The organism is Marivita sp. (assembly GCF_051251565.1).
In the GTDB taxonomy this organism is placed as follows: Bacteria; Pseudomonadota; Alphaproteobacteria; order Rhodobacterales; family Rhodobacteraceae; genus Marivita.
This window is the reverse complement of the sequence record NZ_JBPOFB010000002.1, coordinates 191960-209075: the sequence shown is the minus strand read 5'-3', so window position 1 is coordinate 209075 and position 17116 is coordinate 191960. Positions and strand designations below refer to the sequence as shown.

Sequence of the window (17116 nt, the reverse complement as noted above, 5' to 3'; positions counted from 1 at the left end):
ACATGAATATCCTTGTTACCGGCGGTGGGGGCTATATCGGCTCTCACGCTTGCAAGGCACTGGCCCGTGCCGGGTTCACGCCCATCACCTTTGACAATTTTTCAACCGGATGGCGCGATGCCGTCCGGTTTGGTCCATTTGTCGAAGGCGATCTGACCGACCGCGCTGCGATCAACCGTGCGTTTGAAGAATACCGCCCCAAAGCGATCCTGCACTTTGCCGCGCTCAGCCGGGTGGACGAAGCCATGAGCAATCCCGGGCTTTACTGGCGCAACAATGTTTTGGGGTCGCTCAACCTGATCGAAGCGGCGGTAGAGCATGGCTGTCTTGATATCGTATTCTCCTCGACCTGCGCCACCTATGGCGACCAGGACAACGTCGTTCTTGACGAAAACACGGTGCAAGACCCGCTGAACGCGTATGGCGCGTCGAAATTGGCGGTAGAGCGTATCCTGCATGATTTCGGGGTCACGCATGGCCTGCGCCATGTGATTTTCCGATACTTCAACGTCGCCGGTGCCGACCCCGACGCAGAGGTGGGCGAATTTCACCGCCCTGAAACACATCTGATCCCCATCGTGCTGGATGCTGTGGCCGGTATTCGCGACGGCGTGACAATCTATGGCAGTGACTATCCCACCAAGGACGGCACCTGTATCCGGGATTATGTGCATGTCTCTGATCTGGTGGATGCACATATCCTTGGGCTGGGTTGGTTGATGGACGGCAAAGGCAACCGCGTCTTCAACCTTGGCACCGGATCGGGCTTTTCCGTCCGCGAGGTGATCGACTCGGCCCGCCGCGTCACGAACAGAGATGTTCCGACAACCCTTGGTGAGAGGCGCGCAGGCGATGCAGTCAAGCTGGTATCGGGGTCCGTCCGAGCCGCAGACGAACTGAACTGGCGTCCCGAAAAATCGACGATGCCACAGATGATTGAAGACGCATGGCGGTGGCATCAAGTTGCAGATTATCGCAAATAGCCCGGCCTCTGCGCATCTGCTGGATGTGACCCGCACGGTCCGCCGTGCCGGTATGCGCCCAACCGGAATTGACCGGATCGAACGCGCCTATCTCAACCAGCTGATAGCGGACCCTGCCCCACTTTTTGGATTGGTCCGAACCAAGCTGGGATATCTGCTCCTCGACAAGCAGGGCTGCGCTGCGCTGCAATCCCATTGTGATCAGCCAATCTGGGATAAAGCTGACTTGCTGTCGAAGCTATCTCAGAAAAATGATCCAGACCGGAGCAAGACCGAAAGCGGGCTGCGCAAGATAGCGCGGGATTGGTCTATCCCGTCCCGTCTGACCAAGATGCTGGAAAGCCACATGCCGCGCGGCGCGGTGTATTTCAACATTGGGCAGGCCAATTTCAACGACCAGATAGTGCATGCCTTGCGCGCCTGCGCGGACCTACGCATCGTGGTGTATGTCCATGACACGATCCCTCTGGACTGGCCCAAGATGCAAACCCAGAAATCCCGCCTCGCCTTTGGTCGGTTCTTTGACCGCGTGGATCGCCATGCCAATCTGGTGTTGTGCAATTCTCACAACACAAAATCTCATGTGTTGAAACATGCCCGTCATCTGTCTGAGGATACTGTTAAGGTCATTCTGCCAGGCCTTCCAGAGATGCAGTTCGGAACGGCCCCCACCGGTCCGTGGGACGGCAAACCCTATGTCATGGCCATTGGTACGTTGGAGCCGCGCAAGAATATCGGTTTTCTGCTGGATGTCTGGGACATGTTTTCTGGGCCAGACGATCCACATCTGATCCTGTGCGGGCGTCGGGGATGGCTGAATGACGATGTGTTTGCGCGCCTCGATAAAGCGCCGCCCAACGTGCACGAGCTGTCATCGCTGGAAGACGCAGCGATGTGGGCGCTTTTGGACAACAGCTGCGGATTGCTGTTTCCAAGCATCGCCGAAGGCTTTGGGTACCCCGCATTAGAGGCTGCGCAGCTTGGAGTGCCGCTCATCTGCAACCCTTTACCCGTCTTCAAAGAGCTGTTGGGTGAATACCCTATTTACGCAGACGAATCAGATTGCTACGCTTGGAACACAATAATTGGGCAACTGACGCAAAGACGTTGGGCACAAAGCGGTGAGCAAACTAAAGCGGAGCCTTTCAAGGCCCCGACATGGCAGAAACATTTCAACAAGCTGTTTACCGAAATTTGATACCCACGCGGCACGTGCGACGGCAATAACAGGCGACTACTCTTGGGTGTGGTACAAAGATATGGGCTTCGGCTCCAGCGAAAGCGCTGGAGGATTCGCGCGTTTCGCAAACGGCGCGAATTAAAACCTGTTTCCAATCGCACAGACACCATTCGAAAGTCAGATATCCTGCTGTTCTGCACCTTGCGAAACGAAGGCATCCGTTTGCCGTATTTCCTGAAATACTATCGCGAGATGGGTGTCTCGCACTTCTTTTTCGTCGACAATGACAGCACCGATGGCACCGCCGAATTGTTGGCGCAGCAACCGGATGTTTCAGTCTGGCACAGCCGCAAAAGCTATAAGCGGTCACGCTTTGGCATGGACTGGATGAACTGGCTGCTGCGGAAATATGGCCATGATCATTGGTGCCTGACCGTCGATCCCGATGAATTCTTTGTCTATCCCTTTTGCGACTCCCGCCCCCTGCCCGCCCTGACCGATTGGCTGGATGCGTCGTCGATCCGATCGTTTAGCGCGATGCTGTTGGATATGTATCCCAAGGGACGGATTGATGCCGTGCCCTATCAGGCGGGCCAGAACCCGCTGGATATCGCTTCTTGGTTCGATTCCGGCAACTATACGCTCAAGCGCAATCATCTGTTGGGCAATCTGTGGATACAGGGCGGTCCGCGCGCACGGGTGTTCTTTGCCGATCAACCCGATGCGGCACCGGCGCTGAACAAGATACCGCTGGTGAAATGGCACAACCGCTATGCCTATGCCAGCTCGACCCACATGCTTTTGCCGCGCGGCCTGAATTACGTCTATGACGAATGGGGCGGCGAAAAAGCGTCAGGCGCTCTGTTGCACACGAAGTTCATCAGCACTTTCAACGAAAAGGCAATGGAAGAGCTTAAGCGCCGTGAACACTACGCAGGCAGCCGGGAATATGTGGCCTATTCCAACACGCTTCAGGACAATCCTGAACTGTGGTGCAAGTGGTCCGAGAAATACATCAACTGGCGCCAGCTTGAAATTCTGGGTCTCATGTCGATGGGCAATTGGGCATGAGCATCGGCATCATCATGCTGTGCCACACAGCGCTGCACCGCGCGGAACAGGTGGCCCGCCATTGGACCAAGGCGGGTTGTCCCGTGGTGATCCATGTCGACAAAATCGTGTCAAACAAGCGCTTCAAGATATTCACCGAACGGCTAAGCGATGATCCGTTGATCCGGTTCTCAAGCAGACATCGCTGTGATTGGGGCACCTGGGGGCTGGTTGCAGCCAGCCAGGACGCCAGTGAATTGATGTTGGCCGAATTCGAAGATGTCAGCCACGTCTACCTGACCTCCGGGTCTTGCTTGCCGCTGCGTCCGGTTCAGGAATTGGTGGATTACCTCAAGGCCCGCCCGCGCACCGATCACATCGAAAGCGCGACAACTGCGGATGTCCCATGGACGGTTGGCGGGCTGGATGAAGAACGCTTTACCATGCGGTTCCCGTTTTCGTGGCGGCGCAACCGCTATTTGTTTGACCGCTTTGTCGAACTGCAACGCGCGGTGGGCTATAAACGCAAGGTGCCCGAGGGTCTTACACCCCATATGGGCAGCCAGTGGTGGTGCCTGACGCGGCAGACACTGGCGTCGATCCTCGAAGACCCCAAACGCAAAACCTATGACCGCTATTTTCGACACGTCTGGATTCCGGACGAAAGCTATTTCCAATCGCTGTCTCGGCTGTATTCGACCAATATCGTCAGCCGGTCATTGACCCTGTCGAAGTTCGATTTTCAAGGCAAACCGCATATCTTTTACGAAGATCACCTGCAACTTCTGCGCCGGTCGGACTGCTTTGTCGCGCGCAAGATCTGGCACAATGCGGACCGCTTGTATGAAACGCTCCTGAACCCAAAACCGGGGGAACTTAGCCTTCAGGAACCCAACCCCGGCAAGATTGACCGCATTTTTGCCAAAGCGGTTGATCGTAGGACACGTGGGCGGCCCGGTCTTTACATGCAAAGCCGCTTTCCGAATGAAGACTGGGAAAACGGTGTGACCGCAGCCAAGTATTCCGTGTTCCAAGGCTTCACCGAGCTGTTTACTGATTTCGAACACTGGCTGGGGCAAGCCACCGGCGCGCGGGTGCATGGCCATCTCTTTGCGCCGGACCGGGCGCATTTCGCGGATGGGCAGTCCTTTATGAATGGGGCGCTGTCGGACAACGCGACCTTGCGGGACTATGACACCAAGATGTTCCTGACCAACCTGCTTTGGAACACGCGGGGTGAACGCCAGTGTTTTCAGCTTGGTCCAAACAGCAGCAAGCACGTCATTTGGGATATTGCCAAAGACCCCAACGCACAGGTGTCTGTGATCAGCGGCGCATGGGCGATCCCGCTATTTCAGTCCAACCGCAGCTTTGGCGACCTGCGGCGCGAGGCGGCACAGTTGCAAAAGATCGAAACCGAGATGCTTGACGCGCTGCGATCGCCCTATTCGAAGTGCCGCAAACGCATCTGGACCATGGCCGAGTTCATGGAAAGCCCGATGGAGTCCATTCAGGTGATCGTGGACGAGATCGGCGTGCAACCCAACCGTCGCCTGACCCAAGCACCAAGAATGGTTGATCTGACAGGCTTTGGCCAATTCCTTCAGAATCTGAAAAATCAGGGGATGCATCCCTACCTGATGGGGGATTTCCCGGCGGACCCGATTGCCCAGAGCCCGACGCGCGAGGCTGACCGCCCCCGCCCCTATCTGGTAAAGAAATAAGCCATGTCCGGCCCTTTTGATTTTTTTGTTGTTTTTGCCGAAATGCGGACCGGGTCAAACCTTCTGGAAGATTACATCAACCGGATTGAGGGCGTCACCTGCCATGGTGAGGCGTTTAACCTGAACTTCATCGGATATCCGAACCGGGACGATATACTGGGCGTCACCCACCGCCAGCGCGAAGAAAACCCCGAAAGGCTGTTGCAGGCGATCCGCACGCAAAGCACCGGGCTGGGTGGATTTCGGTATTTCCATGATCACGATCCCCGTATCCTGCCCGCCATCCTGTCTGATCCGCGCTGTGCCAAGATCGTTCTCACCCGCAACCCGCTGGACAGCTATATCAGCCTCAAGATTGCCAAGGCGACGGATCAGTGGAAGCTGACCAACGTCAAGAACCGCAAGGACGCCAAGGCGCATTTCGATCTGCATGAATTCGAACGCCATCTGGGGCAGACGCAAAACTTTCAGCTGGAGATCATGCGCGCCATGCAGGTCACGGGGCAAAGCGCATACTATATCGGCTATGACGATCTCCACGACACCGAAGTCCTGAGCGGCCTTGCCCGCTGGCTGGGCACCGACGCCGCCCCCGAAACGTTCCAGAGCGATCTGAAACCCCAAAACCCACAGCCCTTGTCCGACAAGGTTGCCAATTTCAACCAGATGGAAACGGCATTGCGTGGGCTTGACCGCTTTGACCTGACCCGCACGCCGAATTTCGAACCTCGGCGTGGCCCGGTTGTGCCGTCTTACGTCGCCTGTGCGCATCATCCGCTTTTGTTCATGCCGATGCGCTCTGGTCCAGAGGCGCTGGTCACCAACTGGATGGCGGCTTTGGATGGGGTCGGCGCCGATCTGGTGTCAGATTTCAATCAAAAGACGTTGCGCGGCTGGATGCAGGACAACCCGGGACACCAACGCTTTACCGTTTCGCGGCATCCCCTGCTGCGCGCACACGCGGCATTCTGCGACAAGATCCTAAGCAACGGCTCGGGCAGCTTTACGAAGATCCGCAATCAATTGATCCGCTTTCACGATTTCGACCTGCCAGATGGCCCCAGTGATTCAGGATATGATCTGCGCGCCCACAAAGCCGCGTTTGAGAAATTCCTGCACTTTCTGAAATCGAACCTGAACGGCCAGACAAGCATCCGTGTCGATGCCCATTGGGCAAGCCAGGTGACCTGTCTTCAGGGCATGTCCGAGTTCTGCCTGCCGGATCATGTATTTCGCGAAGACGAACTGCCGATCTCTTTGCCACAACTTGCCCGCACGTTGGGTATCGCGTCAATACCAACGCTGCCCGTCACCACCTGCGCACATTTGGATCGTCTTACGGCGATCTATGACACCAATCTGGAACAGCTCTGCCGTGACGCCTATCCGCGCGACTACATGATGTTTGGATTTGCAGATTTCGCATAAACCCGTCTGCTTGCGCAGGGGTATTTTTATGCGGCTTTATCGGCTGCGGCTTCGGTGATGATCGTGTGGAGCGTGGTTGGATCAGGGTTCGCGCGCAGTTTGGCGCAGAAGTTCTGATCCCGCAACGTACGCGACACCAACGCAAGCGCCTTGAGGTGTTCAACCCCGGCATCTTCAGGCGCAAACAGCGCAAAGATCACATCCACCGGCTGCCGATCGACCGCATCAAAATCAATCGGCTTTTCCAATAATATAAACACACCAACAACCGCATCCACGCCATCAAGACGTGCATGCGGAAGGGCGACGCCATGGCCCACACCAGTTGGGCCAAGGCTTTCACGTTCCAAAAGCGCCTCAACAGCACGAGGGGCAGAGATGCCATAGGCAGACTCGGCAAGGTCGGCGATATCATGCATCAAGCGCTTTTTGCTGGATGCACTTGTCACGGCCTTAACAGCCTTTTGGTTTAACAGATCTGCAAATTTCATGTGCTGCTCGTTTATTGGACGAACGACGCCCGTGTTCTGGATTTATGGATCAATCCAGCCGATGTTTCCATCTTCACGGCGGTATACGACGTTCACACCGTCCTTTTTGTCATTTCGGAATACCAAAACCGGCAGCCCCGCTAACTCCATCTGCATCACCGCTTCGCCCACTGTCAGGGATGGGATTTTGGTCTCCATCTCTGCGACAATGATCGGCTGCAATGATTCCGGCTCGTCGTCTTGCGTCTCAACTTCGCTGGCGAGGATATACGAGGACGCCCCAAAAAGTTCAACTGGTTCCGTTCGGTCCTTATGGTGGTCCTTCAAACGCCGTTTATAGCGGCGCAGCTGCTTGTCCATCTTTTCAGAACAGGCATCAAACGCCGCATAGATTTCAGTCGCATGCGCCTTGGCCGTTGCGTTCAAACCGGTCGACAAGTGCACAACTGTCTCACAAACAAATTCATGGGCGCTTTTTGAAAACACGACGGTCGCATCCGTCGGACGCCCGGCATACTTGCCCAGCATCGTGTCCAATTCAGTCCTCACATGAGTCTGAAGCGCTTCACCAACGTCGATCTGTTTGCCGGTTATCTGGTAACGCATAGGATATCCTTTTTTTGTTTTGGCTCCGCACGAAAACAGCACCGGTCACGCCGGTATCATGTTCGCGGGCGAAGGGAATATGGCAGTCTGACCATTGCGTTTCACCGTCCAGCCGATGAGGCGGGCAAGGCAGAATTTGACGGTCAGTATCTTCAAGCGCCATGCAATCATTTCAATCGCGCAACGGCTATATGTCAATCACTTCCGTCAAATGCTGCGGGAATTATCCAATGCGGAAACTGTCACCCAAATAGACACGGCGCACGTTTTCGTTGCGGACAACTTCGTCCGGCGATCCCGACATCAGAACCTTACCGTCATGCAGGATATAGGCCCGATCTACGATTTCGAGTGTCTCGCGCACGTTGTGGTCGGTGATCAGCACACCAATGCCCCGTTTCTTGAGATCGGCAACCAGATGTCGGATGTCGCCAACACTGATCGGATCAACACCGGCAAAGGGTTCGTCAAGCAACAGATACTTGGGATCGGCCGCCAGGCAGCGCGCGATTTCAACGCGGCGACGTTCGCCGCCAGACAACGCAAGGGCGGGTGCGCGGCGCAGATGTTCGATCGAGAACTCGCCCAAAAGGTCTTCAAGCCGCTCGCGCCGTTTGTGGCGGTCAGGTTGGCTGATATCGAGAATGGCACTGATATTGTCTTCGACACTCATCCCACGAAAGATCGACATTTCCTGTGGCAGATACCCGATGCCCATCCGCGCCCGGCGATACATCGGCAGGTAGGTGACATCCTGACCATCAATCAAAACCTGACCGCCCTCGGGGTTCACCAAACCGGCAATCGCGTAGAATGACGTGGTTTTGCCACTTCCATTCGGACCAAGCAAGGCAACCACCTCACCGCGCTGCACCTCAAGGGACACGTCGCGGATCACAACGCGCTTTTTGTAGCTCTTGCGAAGATGGCTCACTATCAGCCCGCTTTGGCCCTCGGTCACCGAAAGCTGCGGCGGGGACATCAATTGTCCCCCGACTGGAACACCGTGCGCACGCGCCCGTTCATCCGGGCAGTTCCGTTTTCCAGATCGACATCCATGCTGTCCGAAACAAGCGTGTTTGCCCCCTGCGTCAGCAGCACATTGCCCAACATACGGATGGTGCCCCGGTTGACTTCGTATTCCGCAGTGGTGGCCTCAGCCGCCTGATCGCCGTTCACAAGCGTTACCCCGCCCGTCGCCTCAAGCCGCTCCACCCCGCTTTGATCATTTGTGTAAAAGACCAGAACCCGTGGCGCAGACAGGCGCATGTCGCCCTGACCGATAACCACATTCCCGGTAAAAAGCGCTGATCCATCGCTTTGCGATACTGACAGCGCATCAGCGCTGACCTCAACAGGAAGGGACGTGTCCTGCTGAACCGTGCCAAAGGCAACTTCGGTGCCCTGCGCAAAAGTAGCGGTTGCAAGGCACAGCATCGTAACGGTCATCACTGTTCGGATCATCACTCGGCCTCGTCCTGTTGCGGCGTGTATAGCAGCTTTACCCCGTCCGTGAACAGCAACTGAATCTCTGCAGAGCCGTCTATGTCATCCACTCGGAGTTTTCCCGCCGTCAGGGTCAATCCGGGGCCATCGGCTTCGACTGTGCCCGTACTTTCGATTGCAACGCGGTCCATAGCGGCAGTCAATCCATCGGTTCTGACCGTATAACCGGAACTGCTTTGCAACGTCACACCCTCACGCAAAATCAAGGTGTCGCCATTTTCCACCTGACCGACAGTGGCATCAATCACGATACGGTTGCCGTCCTCAATGTCGATCACCGCCTGCACGTCATCCGCGATCATGCCCGAAGTGTCCGGGCCGCTGAGCCGCGCCTGCCGCGCCGAGAGGGTCAACCCCTGCCCGCTTTCGGTTGTGCCCGCGTAAAACGGACCGCCCACCTGTTCAGTCCGGGTCGGGTCTGCGCCACCGGTGAGCACCGGGATGGTAGCGATCGGATCGGGCCCGCGCGAATACAGAAAGATCGTCGACAAAAGCACAAGCGCGCCCAGCGGAAACAGAATTTTCAACCAGGCGATAAGGCGCGAATACATATGTGCCGTCCGCGCAATCAGCTATGCGCAAAAATGTCAGTGTCCGGCCAACCCGCCAGATCAAGATGTGCGCGGGTGGGCAAAAAACTAAAACAAGCCTGCGCCAGCACCGCACGGTCTTCACGTTCGAGCATGCCATTCAGCACATCGCGCAGCTTGTGCAGGTAAAGAACATCCGACGCGGCATATTCTACCTGCGCCGCGCTCAAAGTGGCCGCGCCCCAATCGCTGGATTGCTGCTGCTTCGAGATATCCACCCCCAGCAATTCCTGCAAAAGCACTTTGAGACCGTGACGGTCCGTGTAAGTGCGCACAAGTCGGCTGGCAATCTTGGTGCAGTAGACTGGGGCCGTCACAACTCCAAAGGCGTTTTGCAACGCGGCAATATCAAACCTACCAAAGTGAAACAGCTTGAGAATCTTGGGATCGGTCAACAGCCGTTCAAGATTGGGTGCAGAAGTCTGGCCCTTCTCGATTTGGACAAGATGCGCTTTGCCATCGCCGCCCGACAACTGAACCACGCAGAGCCGGTCCCGATGCGGATGCAACCCCATCGTCTCGCAATCAATGGCGACCTCCGGACCCAGATCAAGGTCATCAGGAAGATCGCGCGGATAAACTTTGTGGGACATTGGACAACCATCCTGGTTCAGAGAGACATGTGCGCAAATAGACCGCCACAGATCATGGCGCAACCTTGTCCAGCCGTGCCGCAGTTTCACCCGATTCTCGCTAATCAGACACGATTCGGACTGAATTGGGGCGCTCGGGCGAAGGTGCGTGCCCAATTTCCGCCCAATATATTTCATATTGTGACAGTTCGTGATCTGGTCAGATTTATCGTTGGCCCCCAAGAACGTCGGCAACCGCTCATGGAAAGCCAGAATTTCGAACGCTTCTATTGTTACGGTATTTCGAACAATGGAACCCTATGGCGCAGGCATTGCGCGCCATGTTGCCGTTTCCACTTTGGAAACAATAACGTCGATTTCATTTAAATTAATCAAAACTGAGTCTAAATTTTGCGCCCAATGCTGCACGTGCAGCATGAATTGTCAGGAATTTAGGTCCAATTCGAAGCAAAACGGCGCTCGGGAAAAACACCTTTTTGCAACAGATAAAAATCAATGTGTCGCAACGAATGAAAGATTGCCCACGAATTGTCAAAAGTAAATTCCGCCTCACGGCGCGAAACACCTCCTTTAGTCATGCACACGCTATGGTTGAACAGCACATGGGAACGCACGATATAGTTTCCCCGGACTCTCAAAGTTGACCTAAATGAGGCGAAAGCTCATAAACAACCTATCGATCGGCAGGTCACAATCCTGCCATTTTTTAGTTTGGCACTTGGGGGTTGGTGCTTCCACTTGGGAGTTGCGTAAGGTTCGTCTGCTGAAGTCTGCCACATAGCCTGTAAAGCCTGAGCTTCGGAACAATTCCGAAGAAAACCTGCTTGAAGCATTGCGCTCCAAGCAACCAGTTCTTGCACGCCACTGGCAACCCCGCAGTCAGCCCCAGCACAGAGGGTCAAAAGGGTGTTCCAATGACACTGCATATTCGTCAACCGCTGCCTGCCACTGATATCGAAGCAATGGTAAACGCTGCTTTTTCAAGCGGCGAACCAAAAAGCGCCTACCGTGATTTCTTTAAGCGCGGCGTCGATATCGTCTTGGTGTTGATGGCGGCGTTGCCCGTGATCCTCATACTGGCTGTATGCGCCATACTTATCGCGCGGGATGGTGGATCGCCCTTCTATCACCAGACACGCGTCGGCCGCTTTGGCAAGACGTTCAAAATGTGGAAACTGCGCACCATGGTCGCGAACGCAGATCAGGCACTTGAGGCGCATCTGCGCAACAACCCCGAGGCCCGCGCCGAATGGGACCGCAACCAGAAACTTCGCAACGACCCGCGCATCACGAAAGTCGGCCAGTTTCTGCGCAAGGCATCGCTCGACGAACTGCCCCAGCTTTGGAACGTGCTCAAGGGCGAAATGTCGCTGGTTGGCCCACGTCCGATGATGGTGGATCAGCAAGCTCTGTATCCCGGCTCTGCATATTACGCGCTGCGCCCCGGCCTTACCGGCTTCTGGCAGGTGTCTGTGCGCCACCAAAGCAGCTTTGCACAGCGCGCGCAGTACGATGCGGAATATCTGGGCAAAATCACTTTCGCCCAGGATATCTCGGTCATGCTGAAAACCGTTGGCGTAGTTACAAAAGGCACAGGCTGCTGATCAGGCAGCCCGCTTTGCCTCCGCATAGCCACGCAGGTCCTGCATCAACGCATCCAACGCCTTGGCATTAACCTCGTTGGTCAGCCGCCCGTCGTCGTCCCATTGCTGTGCCGTGGCAGCGACCATCACCTCTGGCCCGGTCAGCAGCAAAGGCCGGAACGGCGTCAGGCAAAGCCGCGCCATGTTCTGGGTCCGCTCGCCCCCGGCACGCCCAGCCGCCGCTGACATCAACGCGACGGGCTTGCCCGCCCAAGGCGCGCCCTTGGTCCGGCTGACCCAATCCAGCGCGTTTTTCAGAACACCAGAAATGCCCTTGTTGTATTCCGGCGTTGCAACGATCACCGCATCGGCCGCCCCGATCTGGTCCGCCAGAGTTTGAACCGCATCCGGGACACCAGTCGCCTCTTCCATATCCCCATCGTAAAGCGGCAGCCGCAGGTCCCCTTCGACAAAGGTCGCCGGGCCAAACCGGCGCGCGGCCTCTTGCATCAAAAGGCGATTGGTGGACGCGCTTCGAAGCGATCCGCAAAGGCCAAGTAGGGTAAGGTCTGCCATGCTGTGTCTCCTGTAAGCTTGCGCTGCAAACTGGCACATAAGCCGACCATGGCAACCCATGCAGACCGCACCACGCACAAAAAAGCCCGCACCATGACAGTGCGGGCCGGTAATGCTCCGAAAACCGGATCAGGCGTTCGGCAGGATCACGATCTCAACCCGGCGGTTCTGCGCACGGCCTTCAGGTGTCAGGTTACTTGCAATTGGCTGATCTTCGCCGCGACCAATGCTCTGGATGCGAAAGGCGGGAACCCCCTCGGAGGCAAGGATTGTGGCAACTGACTGCGCACGCTGCTGCGACAGGTTAAAGTTAAACGATGCATCGCCGGTGTTGTCGGTGTGTCCAACAACCTGCACAGTCGTATCAGGATAGGCGAGCAGGCTTTGACCAACCGTGCGCAGGTCGCGCTGGAGGTCCGGGCGCAGCGTCGCGCTGTTGGTGGCGAACAGGATGTCCTGCGGCAGCGTCACGATCAGACGGTCTCCCGTGTTGCGGATGCTGACATTGTTGTTGCCCAGCTGCGCCCGCAGATCGGCTTCCTGCCTATCAAGCTGGTTGCCGATAACCGCACCACCGGCCCCGCCGACAACGGCACCAATCAGCGCCCCGCGCCGGCGTTCTTCGGGATCGTCACCCGCAAGGATGCCTGCCAATGCGCCAACGCCAGCCCCAATGGCCGCACCCTGTTTCGCCTGACGGTTCGGATCGTTCGGGTCACTGAACCCGCCCTGCGTACAGGCGGACAGGACAAGCGCGCCGATCAGCGCGATGGGAAGGGTAAATTTCGAAAGTGTCATGCTGATGTGCCTCTTGATGATTGCGCCCATGCTTACGGGTCTCATTGCTGCTATTCGATAACATACCAAGCCTGATGGTCCGTGTCGCGGGGAAATCGGCACCTTTCCGCGCACGCCAGTCGGTCAGCTTTCGGCCTCGCGGCGCGCGGATTCCCATGCAAGGATGGTGCGCTTGACCGGCAACCCCCAGTGATAGCCCCCCAAACCGCCCGATTTGCGCAGCGCACGGTGACAGGGGATCAGGTAGCTGATTGGGTTGCGTCCGACCGCCGTGCCCACAGCGCGCACCGCCTTGGGATGGCCGATGAACTCCGCAATCTCCGAATAGGTGGTCACATGGCCGGACGGCACCTGCATCAGCGCCTCCCACACCTTGATCTGGAACGGCGCGCCAATCATGAAAAGCGGCGTTGGCTCCAATGCGCCATCCGCACCAAACGCGCTCAACACCCAAGGGCGCAACATCATTGGATCTTCGACATAATCCGCCCTTGGCCAGCGACTGATCAGGTCTTGCCACGCGTGGTCTTCTCCGGTTTCCGCAGAAAACCCTATCCCGCACAGCCCCTTGTCCGTCCCCATAACCAAGGCCGGACCAAACGGACTTTCGAACCAGCCCCAGAAAATGGTCAGCCCCGCACCCTTGCGGGCAAAGTCACCGGGGCTCATCGACTCCCAACGCAGAAACAGATCGTGCAGCCGTCCGCCCCCGGACAGGCCGGTTTCATGCGCAGTTTGCAAAGTTGTGAACCGGTTCTGCAAAAGCGCCTTGGCATGGCCCAACGTCAGGTATTGCTGATAGCGCTTCGGGCTGACGCCCACCCACCGGGAAAAGACACGTTGAAAATGCGCGGGGCTCATGTTCATCTCGGCAGCCAGCGCATCAAGCGGCACAGTCGGCCCATGTCCGTCAATGATATCCAGCGCACGGCGCATGACGTTGAAATGATAGCCTTGGCTGTTGTCCTCGTTCTGCGTCATCCGGCCATCCTTTCCGCACGTGTTGGATCAGATGTAGCCGATAGGGCAAGCCCGGCGCGACCCGAAACCTGCGCAAGCAGAAGGCTTGCCCCTCCGGCCCCCGCGCGGCATATGGGACAAATATGGCCAAGCAACTCGATTATCACACCATCCGCGAGATCTTTACCCGCTTTCAGGCCGCCGAGGCCGAACCGAAAGGCGAATTGGATCACGTCAACGCCTACACTCTTGTGGTGGCGGTGGCCCTGTCGGCGCAGGCCACAGATGCCGGCGTGAACAAAGCCACCAAAGAGCTGTTCAAGATCGCCGATACACCGGAAAAGATGCTGGCGCTTGGCGAAGAGGGCGTGACCGAGCACATCAAGACGATTGGCCTCTATCGCAACAAAGCCAAGAACGTCATCAAACTCAGCCGTATTCTGGTCGAAGACTACAACGGCGATGTGCCCAATTCCCGCGCCGCCTTGGAAAGCCTGCCGGGCGTCGGCCGCAAGACCGCGAATGTGGTGCTCAACATGTGGTGGCACCATCCATCGCAAGCCGTGGACACTCATATCTTCCGCCTTGGCAACCGCAGCGGCATCTGCCCCGGCAAAGACGTGGTCGCAGTCGAACGCGCGATTGAAGACCATATTCCCGTCGATTTTCAGCAGCACGCACACCACTGGATGATCCTGCACGGGCGCTATACCTGCGTCGCGCGCAAACCCAAATGCGGGGCCTGCCTGATCCGCGATCTCTGCCAATTCGAGGACAAGACCGAATGAAAAAGACCTACCAAGTTGTCGGCATCGGCAACGCCGTTGTCGATGTGATCGCGCGGGCCGAGGACACGTTTCTGGATCTGATGGGCATCCAAAAAGGCATCATGCAACTGGTGGAACGCGACCGCGGCGAAACACTGTATGCCGCCATGAAGGAACGCACACAGACGCCCGGCGGATCAGTGGCCAACACGTTGGCGGGCCTGGGAAATCTGGGGCTGCGCACCGGGTTCATCGGGCGGGTGCATGATGACGCGTTGGGCCGCTTCTACGCCGATGCGATGGAAAAGGACGGCACAGATTTCGTGAACGCCCCGGTGGCGGGTGGCGAATTGCCGACATCGCGGTCGATGATCTTTGTGTCCCCGGATGGCGAACGGTCGATGAACACCTATCTTGGCATTTCCGCCGAGCTAAGCGCCGAGGACGTGTCCGAGGATGTCGCTGCACAGGCCGAGATTGTGTTTCTCGAAGGCTATCTCTTCGACAAGGACAAGGGAAAAGACGCGTTTATCCGCACCGCCCGCACCTGCCGCGCAGCAGGTGGACTGGCCGGTATCGCCATTTCCGATCCGTTCTGCGTCGAACGCCATCGCACCGATTTCCTGAACCTGATCGAACACGAGATGGATTACGTCATTGGCAACGAGGCCGAGATCATATCGCTGTATCAGAACAACGATCTTGAGACCGATCTGGCAGCAGTAGCTGCAATCTGTCCGCTGGTCGTCTGCACCCGGTCCGGTGACGGCGTGTCGATCATCCACAACGGCGCACGCGTCGACATTCCTGTCAAAAAGGTGGTGCCCGTGGACGCAACCGGCGCAGGCGATCAGTTTGCCGCCGGGTTTCTTTATGGACTGGCCACGGGCCGCGATATGGAGACCTCTGGCCGCATGGGCTGCGTGGCCGCCGCCGAGGTGATCTCGCATATCGGACCGCGCCCCGAGACGGATTTGCAGGCACTGTTCAAGGCTGCCGGGCTGATCTGACCCGTCACTTGTGTTGGTACAGCAGACCTAAGCCGGGGGCTGGTCGGACAGGTTTGTTCGATCAACACCTACCAGACGGGCAAGGCGAGCCAGCTCTGCGTCAAGCTTCTGCATACGCTGTTTCGATGCGCTGACCCCTGGCTCCCACCAAAGGTTCAGCACAGTCATACTGCCCTTCGCCCGATCCGCCTTAACCTCGATCCGCCCAACAAACCTGTCCCCTTCGAGCAGCGGATACACATAATACCCCCATTGACGCTTGGCGGCGGGCACGAACATCTCGACCGTATAGTCGAAGCCGAACAGCCGTTTCAGGCGCACACGGTCGCGGATCGCGGGATCGAACGGGTTCAGGATGCGCAGCCGCGACGATGGTGGCGCAAGCGCTTTCAGCCGGGCGTCGATATCGGGTGCGGCGAACGCCTTGGTCCAACTGCCATCAGCGGCTTCCACCTCGACCGGAACGATCACAGACGCATGCAGTCGCGCCCAATCCGCAACCTCGGCCACCTCTGTTGCTTCCCAGAACTTGCGGATCTCACCCAAGCTGCCAAAGCCAATGCGGTCCAGCGCAGCGTGGCACAGCCAATCAATCTGATCCCGGTCCGCGATATCCTGATCACGCAGATGGGCCGGAAATACCCGTTCTGCGAGATCGTAAACCTTTGTAAACCCATCCCGATGGCTGGTGGCCAATTCCCCCGCATACCACAGGAAATCAAGCCCGATCTTATGCGGCGGGCGCTTCCACATCTCGCGCGCGCCAACGATTTTGGTATCAAAATCATGGGTGGACAGCGGCCCTTCCTCGGTGATGCGCCGCCGGATGACCTCAAGATGGGCCGGATCAAGGTGTTTGCCATACCACGACGACCGACTCGACTTGTCCTTCATCCGCCGAAACTGGCGCTGCCACATTGGCAGGAACTCCATCGGCAGAACAGAGGCGTCATGGGTGAAATGCTCGAACACGGCCCGGTCCTTGGCCAAAAGCCCGTTGAGCACCGGTTCCCGGTAAGTCGCGTCGCGGCTCCAAAGAATGTGATGGTGCGCCCGCGACACCACTTGGATCGTATCAAGCTGCACAAACCCAAGCGATTGGATCAGAGCGGCGGTCTCCCCCTTGCCCAGAGGCGCGTCCGCCAACCCGTTGGTCGACAGCCAAAGACGGCGCGCGTCCCGGTTGGAAATACGAAGGACGGTCAAACATGCCTCCTTGCGGGGTGGGCAAAGGCCCTTTCAAAGGCCATGAGGCGAGATTTTGAAATCTC

General features: G+C 57.3%; 19 protein-coding genes. 8 read left to right on the top strand and 11 right to left on the bottom strand.

The genetic code is table 11. The features are described 5' to 3' along the window. Positions 1-2 precede the first annotated feature (2 nt). Genes galE through ACSHXH_RS03475 form a run of 5 tightly spaced genes read left to right on the top strand, consistent with a single transcriptional unit; the run spans position 3 to position 6365 of the window. Positions 3-983: a UDP-glucose 4-epimerase GalE gene (gene galE, locus ACSHXH_RS03495; protein ID WP_435670376.1), complete on the top strand. Its 981-nt coding sequence runs from the start codon at positions 3-5 to the stop codon at positions 981-983. Continuing rightward, positions 964-2181, top strand: a complete 1218-nt coding sequence (locus ACSHXH_RS03490) for a glycosyltransferase (RefSeq protein ID WP_435670375.1) — start codon at positions 964-966, stop codon at positions 2179-2181. Before galE ends, ACSHXH_RS03490 begins: the two co-directional genes overlap by 20 nt. Before the next feature lie 42 nt (positions 2182-2223). Beyond that, the gene (locus tag ACSHXH_RS03485) at positions 2224-3234 is read left to right on the top strand and encodes a glycosyltransferase family 2 protein (protein WP_435670374.1); all 1011 of its coding nucleotides are present in this window, start codon (positions 2224-2226) and stop codon (positions 3232-3234) included. Further along, positions 3231-4937 (top strand): DUF5927 domain-containing protein, encoded by a 1707-nt coding sequence (locus tag ACSHXH_RS03480; RefSeq protein WP_435670373.1) that lies wholly within the window; start codon positions 3231-3233, stop codon positions 4935-4937. Before ACSHXH_RS03485 ends, ACSHXH_RS03480 begins: the two co-directional genes overlap by 4 nt. Before the next feature lie 42 nt (positions 4938-4979). Continuing rightward, complete coding sequence (locus tag ACSHXH_RS03475) at positions 4980-6365, top strand: sulfotransferase family 2 domain-containing protein (RefSeq protein WP_435670372.1); 1386 nt, start codon at positions 4980-4982, stop codon at positions 6363-6365. A gap of 26 nt (positions 6366-6391) precedes the next feature. Here ACSHXH_RS03475 and ACSHXH_RS03470 read toward each other — a convergent pair whose 3' ends face one another. The 7 genes from ACSHXH_RS03470 to ACSHXH_RS03440 are packed head-to-tail and all read right to left on the bottom strand — an operon-like array spanning position 6392 to position 10151. Further along, a complete protein-coding gene (locus tag ACSHXH_RS03470) occupies positions 6392-6856 on the bottom strand; it encodes a PTS sugar transporter subunit IIA (protein ID WP_435670371.1) in 465 nt (154 codons plus the stop codon). Between the two features lie 42 nt (positions 6857-6898). Next, positions 6899-7462, bottom strand: a complete 564-nt coding sequence (hpf, locus tag ACSHXH_RS03465) for a ribosome hibernation-promoting factor, HPF/YfiA family (protein WP_435670370.1) — start codon at positions 7460-7462, stop codon at positions 6899-6901. Further along, positions 7422-7625: a hypothetical protein gene (locus tag ACSHXH_RS03460; protein WP_435670369.1), complete on the bottom strand. Its 204-nt coding sequence runs from the start codon at positions 7623-7625 to the stop codon at positions 7422-7424. Before ACSHXH_RS03460 ends, hpf begins: the two co-directional genes overlap by 41 nt. Positions 7626-7685: 60 nt before the next feature. Beyond that, positions 7686-8444 (bottom strand): LPS export ABC transporter ATP-binding protein, encoded by a 759-nt coding sequence (lptB, locus tag ACSHXH_RS03455; RefSeq protein ID WP_435670368.1) that lies wholly within the window; start codon positions 8442-8444, stop codon positions 7686-7688. Then, positions 8444-8926 (bottom strand): LptA/OstA family protein, encoded by a 483-nt coding sequence (locus ACSHXH_RS03450; protein WP_435670367.1) that lies wholly within the window; start codon positions 8924-8926, stop codon positions 8444-8446. The genes lptB and ACSHXH_RS03450 overlap by 1 nt, the downstream gene beginning before the upstream one ends. After that, on the bottom strand, positions 8926-9519 hold the full coding sequence (gene lptC / locus ACSHXH_RS03445; protein ID WP_435670366.1) for an LPS export ABC transporter periplasmic protein LptC: 594 nt from the start codon (positions 9517-9519) through the stop codon (positions 8926-8928). The genes ACSHXH_RS03450 and lptC overlap by 1 nt, the downstream gene beginning before the upstream one ends. A 17-nt stretch (positions 9520-9536) precedes the next feature. Next, positions 9537-10151, bottom strand: coding sequence for a ribonuclease D (locus tag ACSHXH_RS03440; RefSeq protein ID WP_435670365.1), 615 nt, complete (start codon positions 10149-10151; stop codon positions 9537-9539). 914 nt (positions 10152-11065) lie between these two features. Between ACSHXH_RS03440 and ACSHXH_RS03435 the strand changes: the two genes are divergently transcribed. Beyond that, positions 11066-11755, top strand: a complete 690-nt coding sequence (locus ACSHXH_RS03435) for a sugar transferase (protein WP_435670364.1) — start codon at positions 11066-11068, stop codon at positions 11753-11755. On the opposite strand, the gene ACSHXH_RS03430 is transcribed toward ACSHXH_RS03435, so the two are convergent. From ACSHXH_RS03430 to ACSHXH_RS03420, 3 genes are all read right to left on the bottom strand, one after another. After that, positions 11756-12310, bottom strand: coding sequence for an NADPH-dependent FMN reductase (locus ACSHXH_RS03430; RefSeq protein WP_435670363.1), 555 nt, complete (start codon positions 12308-12310; stop codon positions 11756-11758). A 129-nt stretch (positions 12311-12439) separates the two neighbouring features. Beyond that, positions 12440-13108, bottom strand: a complete 669-nt coding sequence (locus ACSHXH_RS03425) for an OmpA family protein (protein ID WP_435670362.1) — start codon at positions 13106-13108, stop codon at positions 12440-12442. Positions 13109-13231: 123 nt separating this feature from the next. Beyond that, the gene (locus ACSHXH_RS03420; protein WP_435670361.1) at positions 13232-14089 is read right to left on the bottom strand and encodes a methylated-DNA--[protein]-cysteine S-methyltransferase; all 858 of its coding nucleotides are present in this window, start codon (positions 14087-14089) and stop codon (positions 13232-13234) included. A gap of 122 nt (positions 14090-14211) precedes the next feature. Here ACSHXH_RS03420 and nth point away from each other — a divergent pair, with 122 nt between their 5' ends. Together nth and ACSHXH_RS03410 are read left to right on the top strand one after the other, a co-directional pair. After that, positions 14212-14856 (top strand): endonuclease III, encoded by a 645-nt coding sequence (gene nth / locus ACSHXH_RS03415; RefSeq protein WP_435670360.1) that lies wholly within the window; start codon positions 14212-14214, stop codon positions 14854-14856. Then, the gene (locus tag ACSHXH_RS03410) at positions 14853-15845 is read left to right on the top strand and encodes an adenosine kinase (protein WP_435670359.1); all 993 of its coding nucleotides are present in this window, start codon (positions 14853-14855) and stop codon (positions 15843-15845) included. The genes nth and ACSHXH_RS03410 overlap by 4 nt, the downstream gene beginning before the upstream one ends. A gap of 27 nt (positions 15846-15872) precedes the next feature. Here ACSHXH_RS03410 and ACSHXH_RS03405 read toward each other — a convergent pair whose 3' ends face one another. Then, positions 15873-17051 (bottom strand): winged helix-turn-helix domain-containing protein, encoded by a 1179-nt coding sequence (locus ACSHXH_RS03405; protein WP_435670358.1) that lies wholly within the window; start codon positions 17049-17051, stop codon positions 15873-15875. Positions 17052-17116 lie beyond the last annotated feature (65 nt).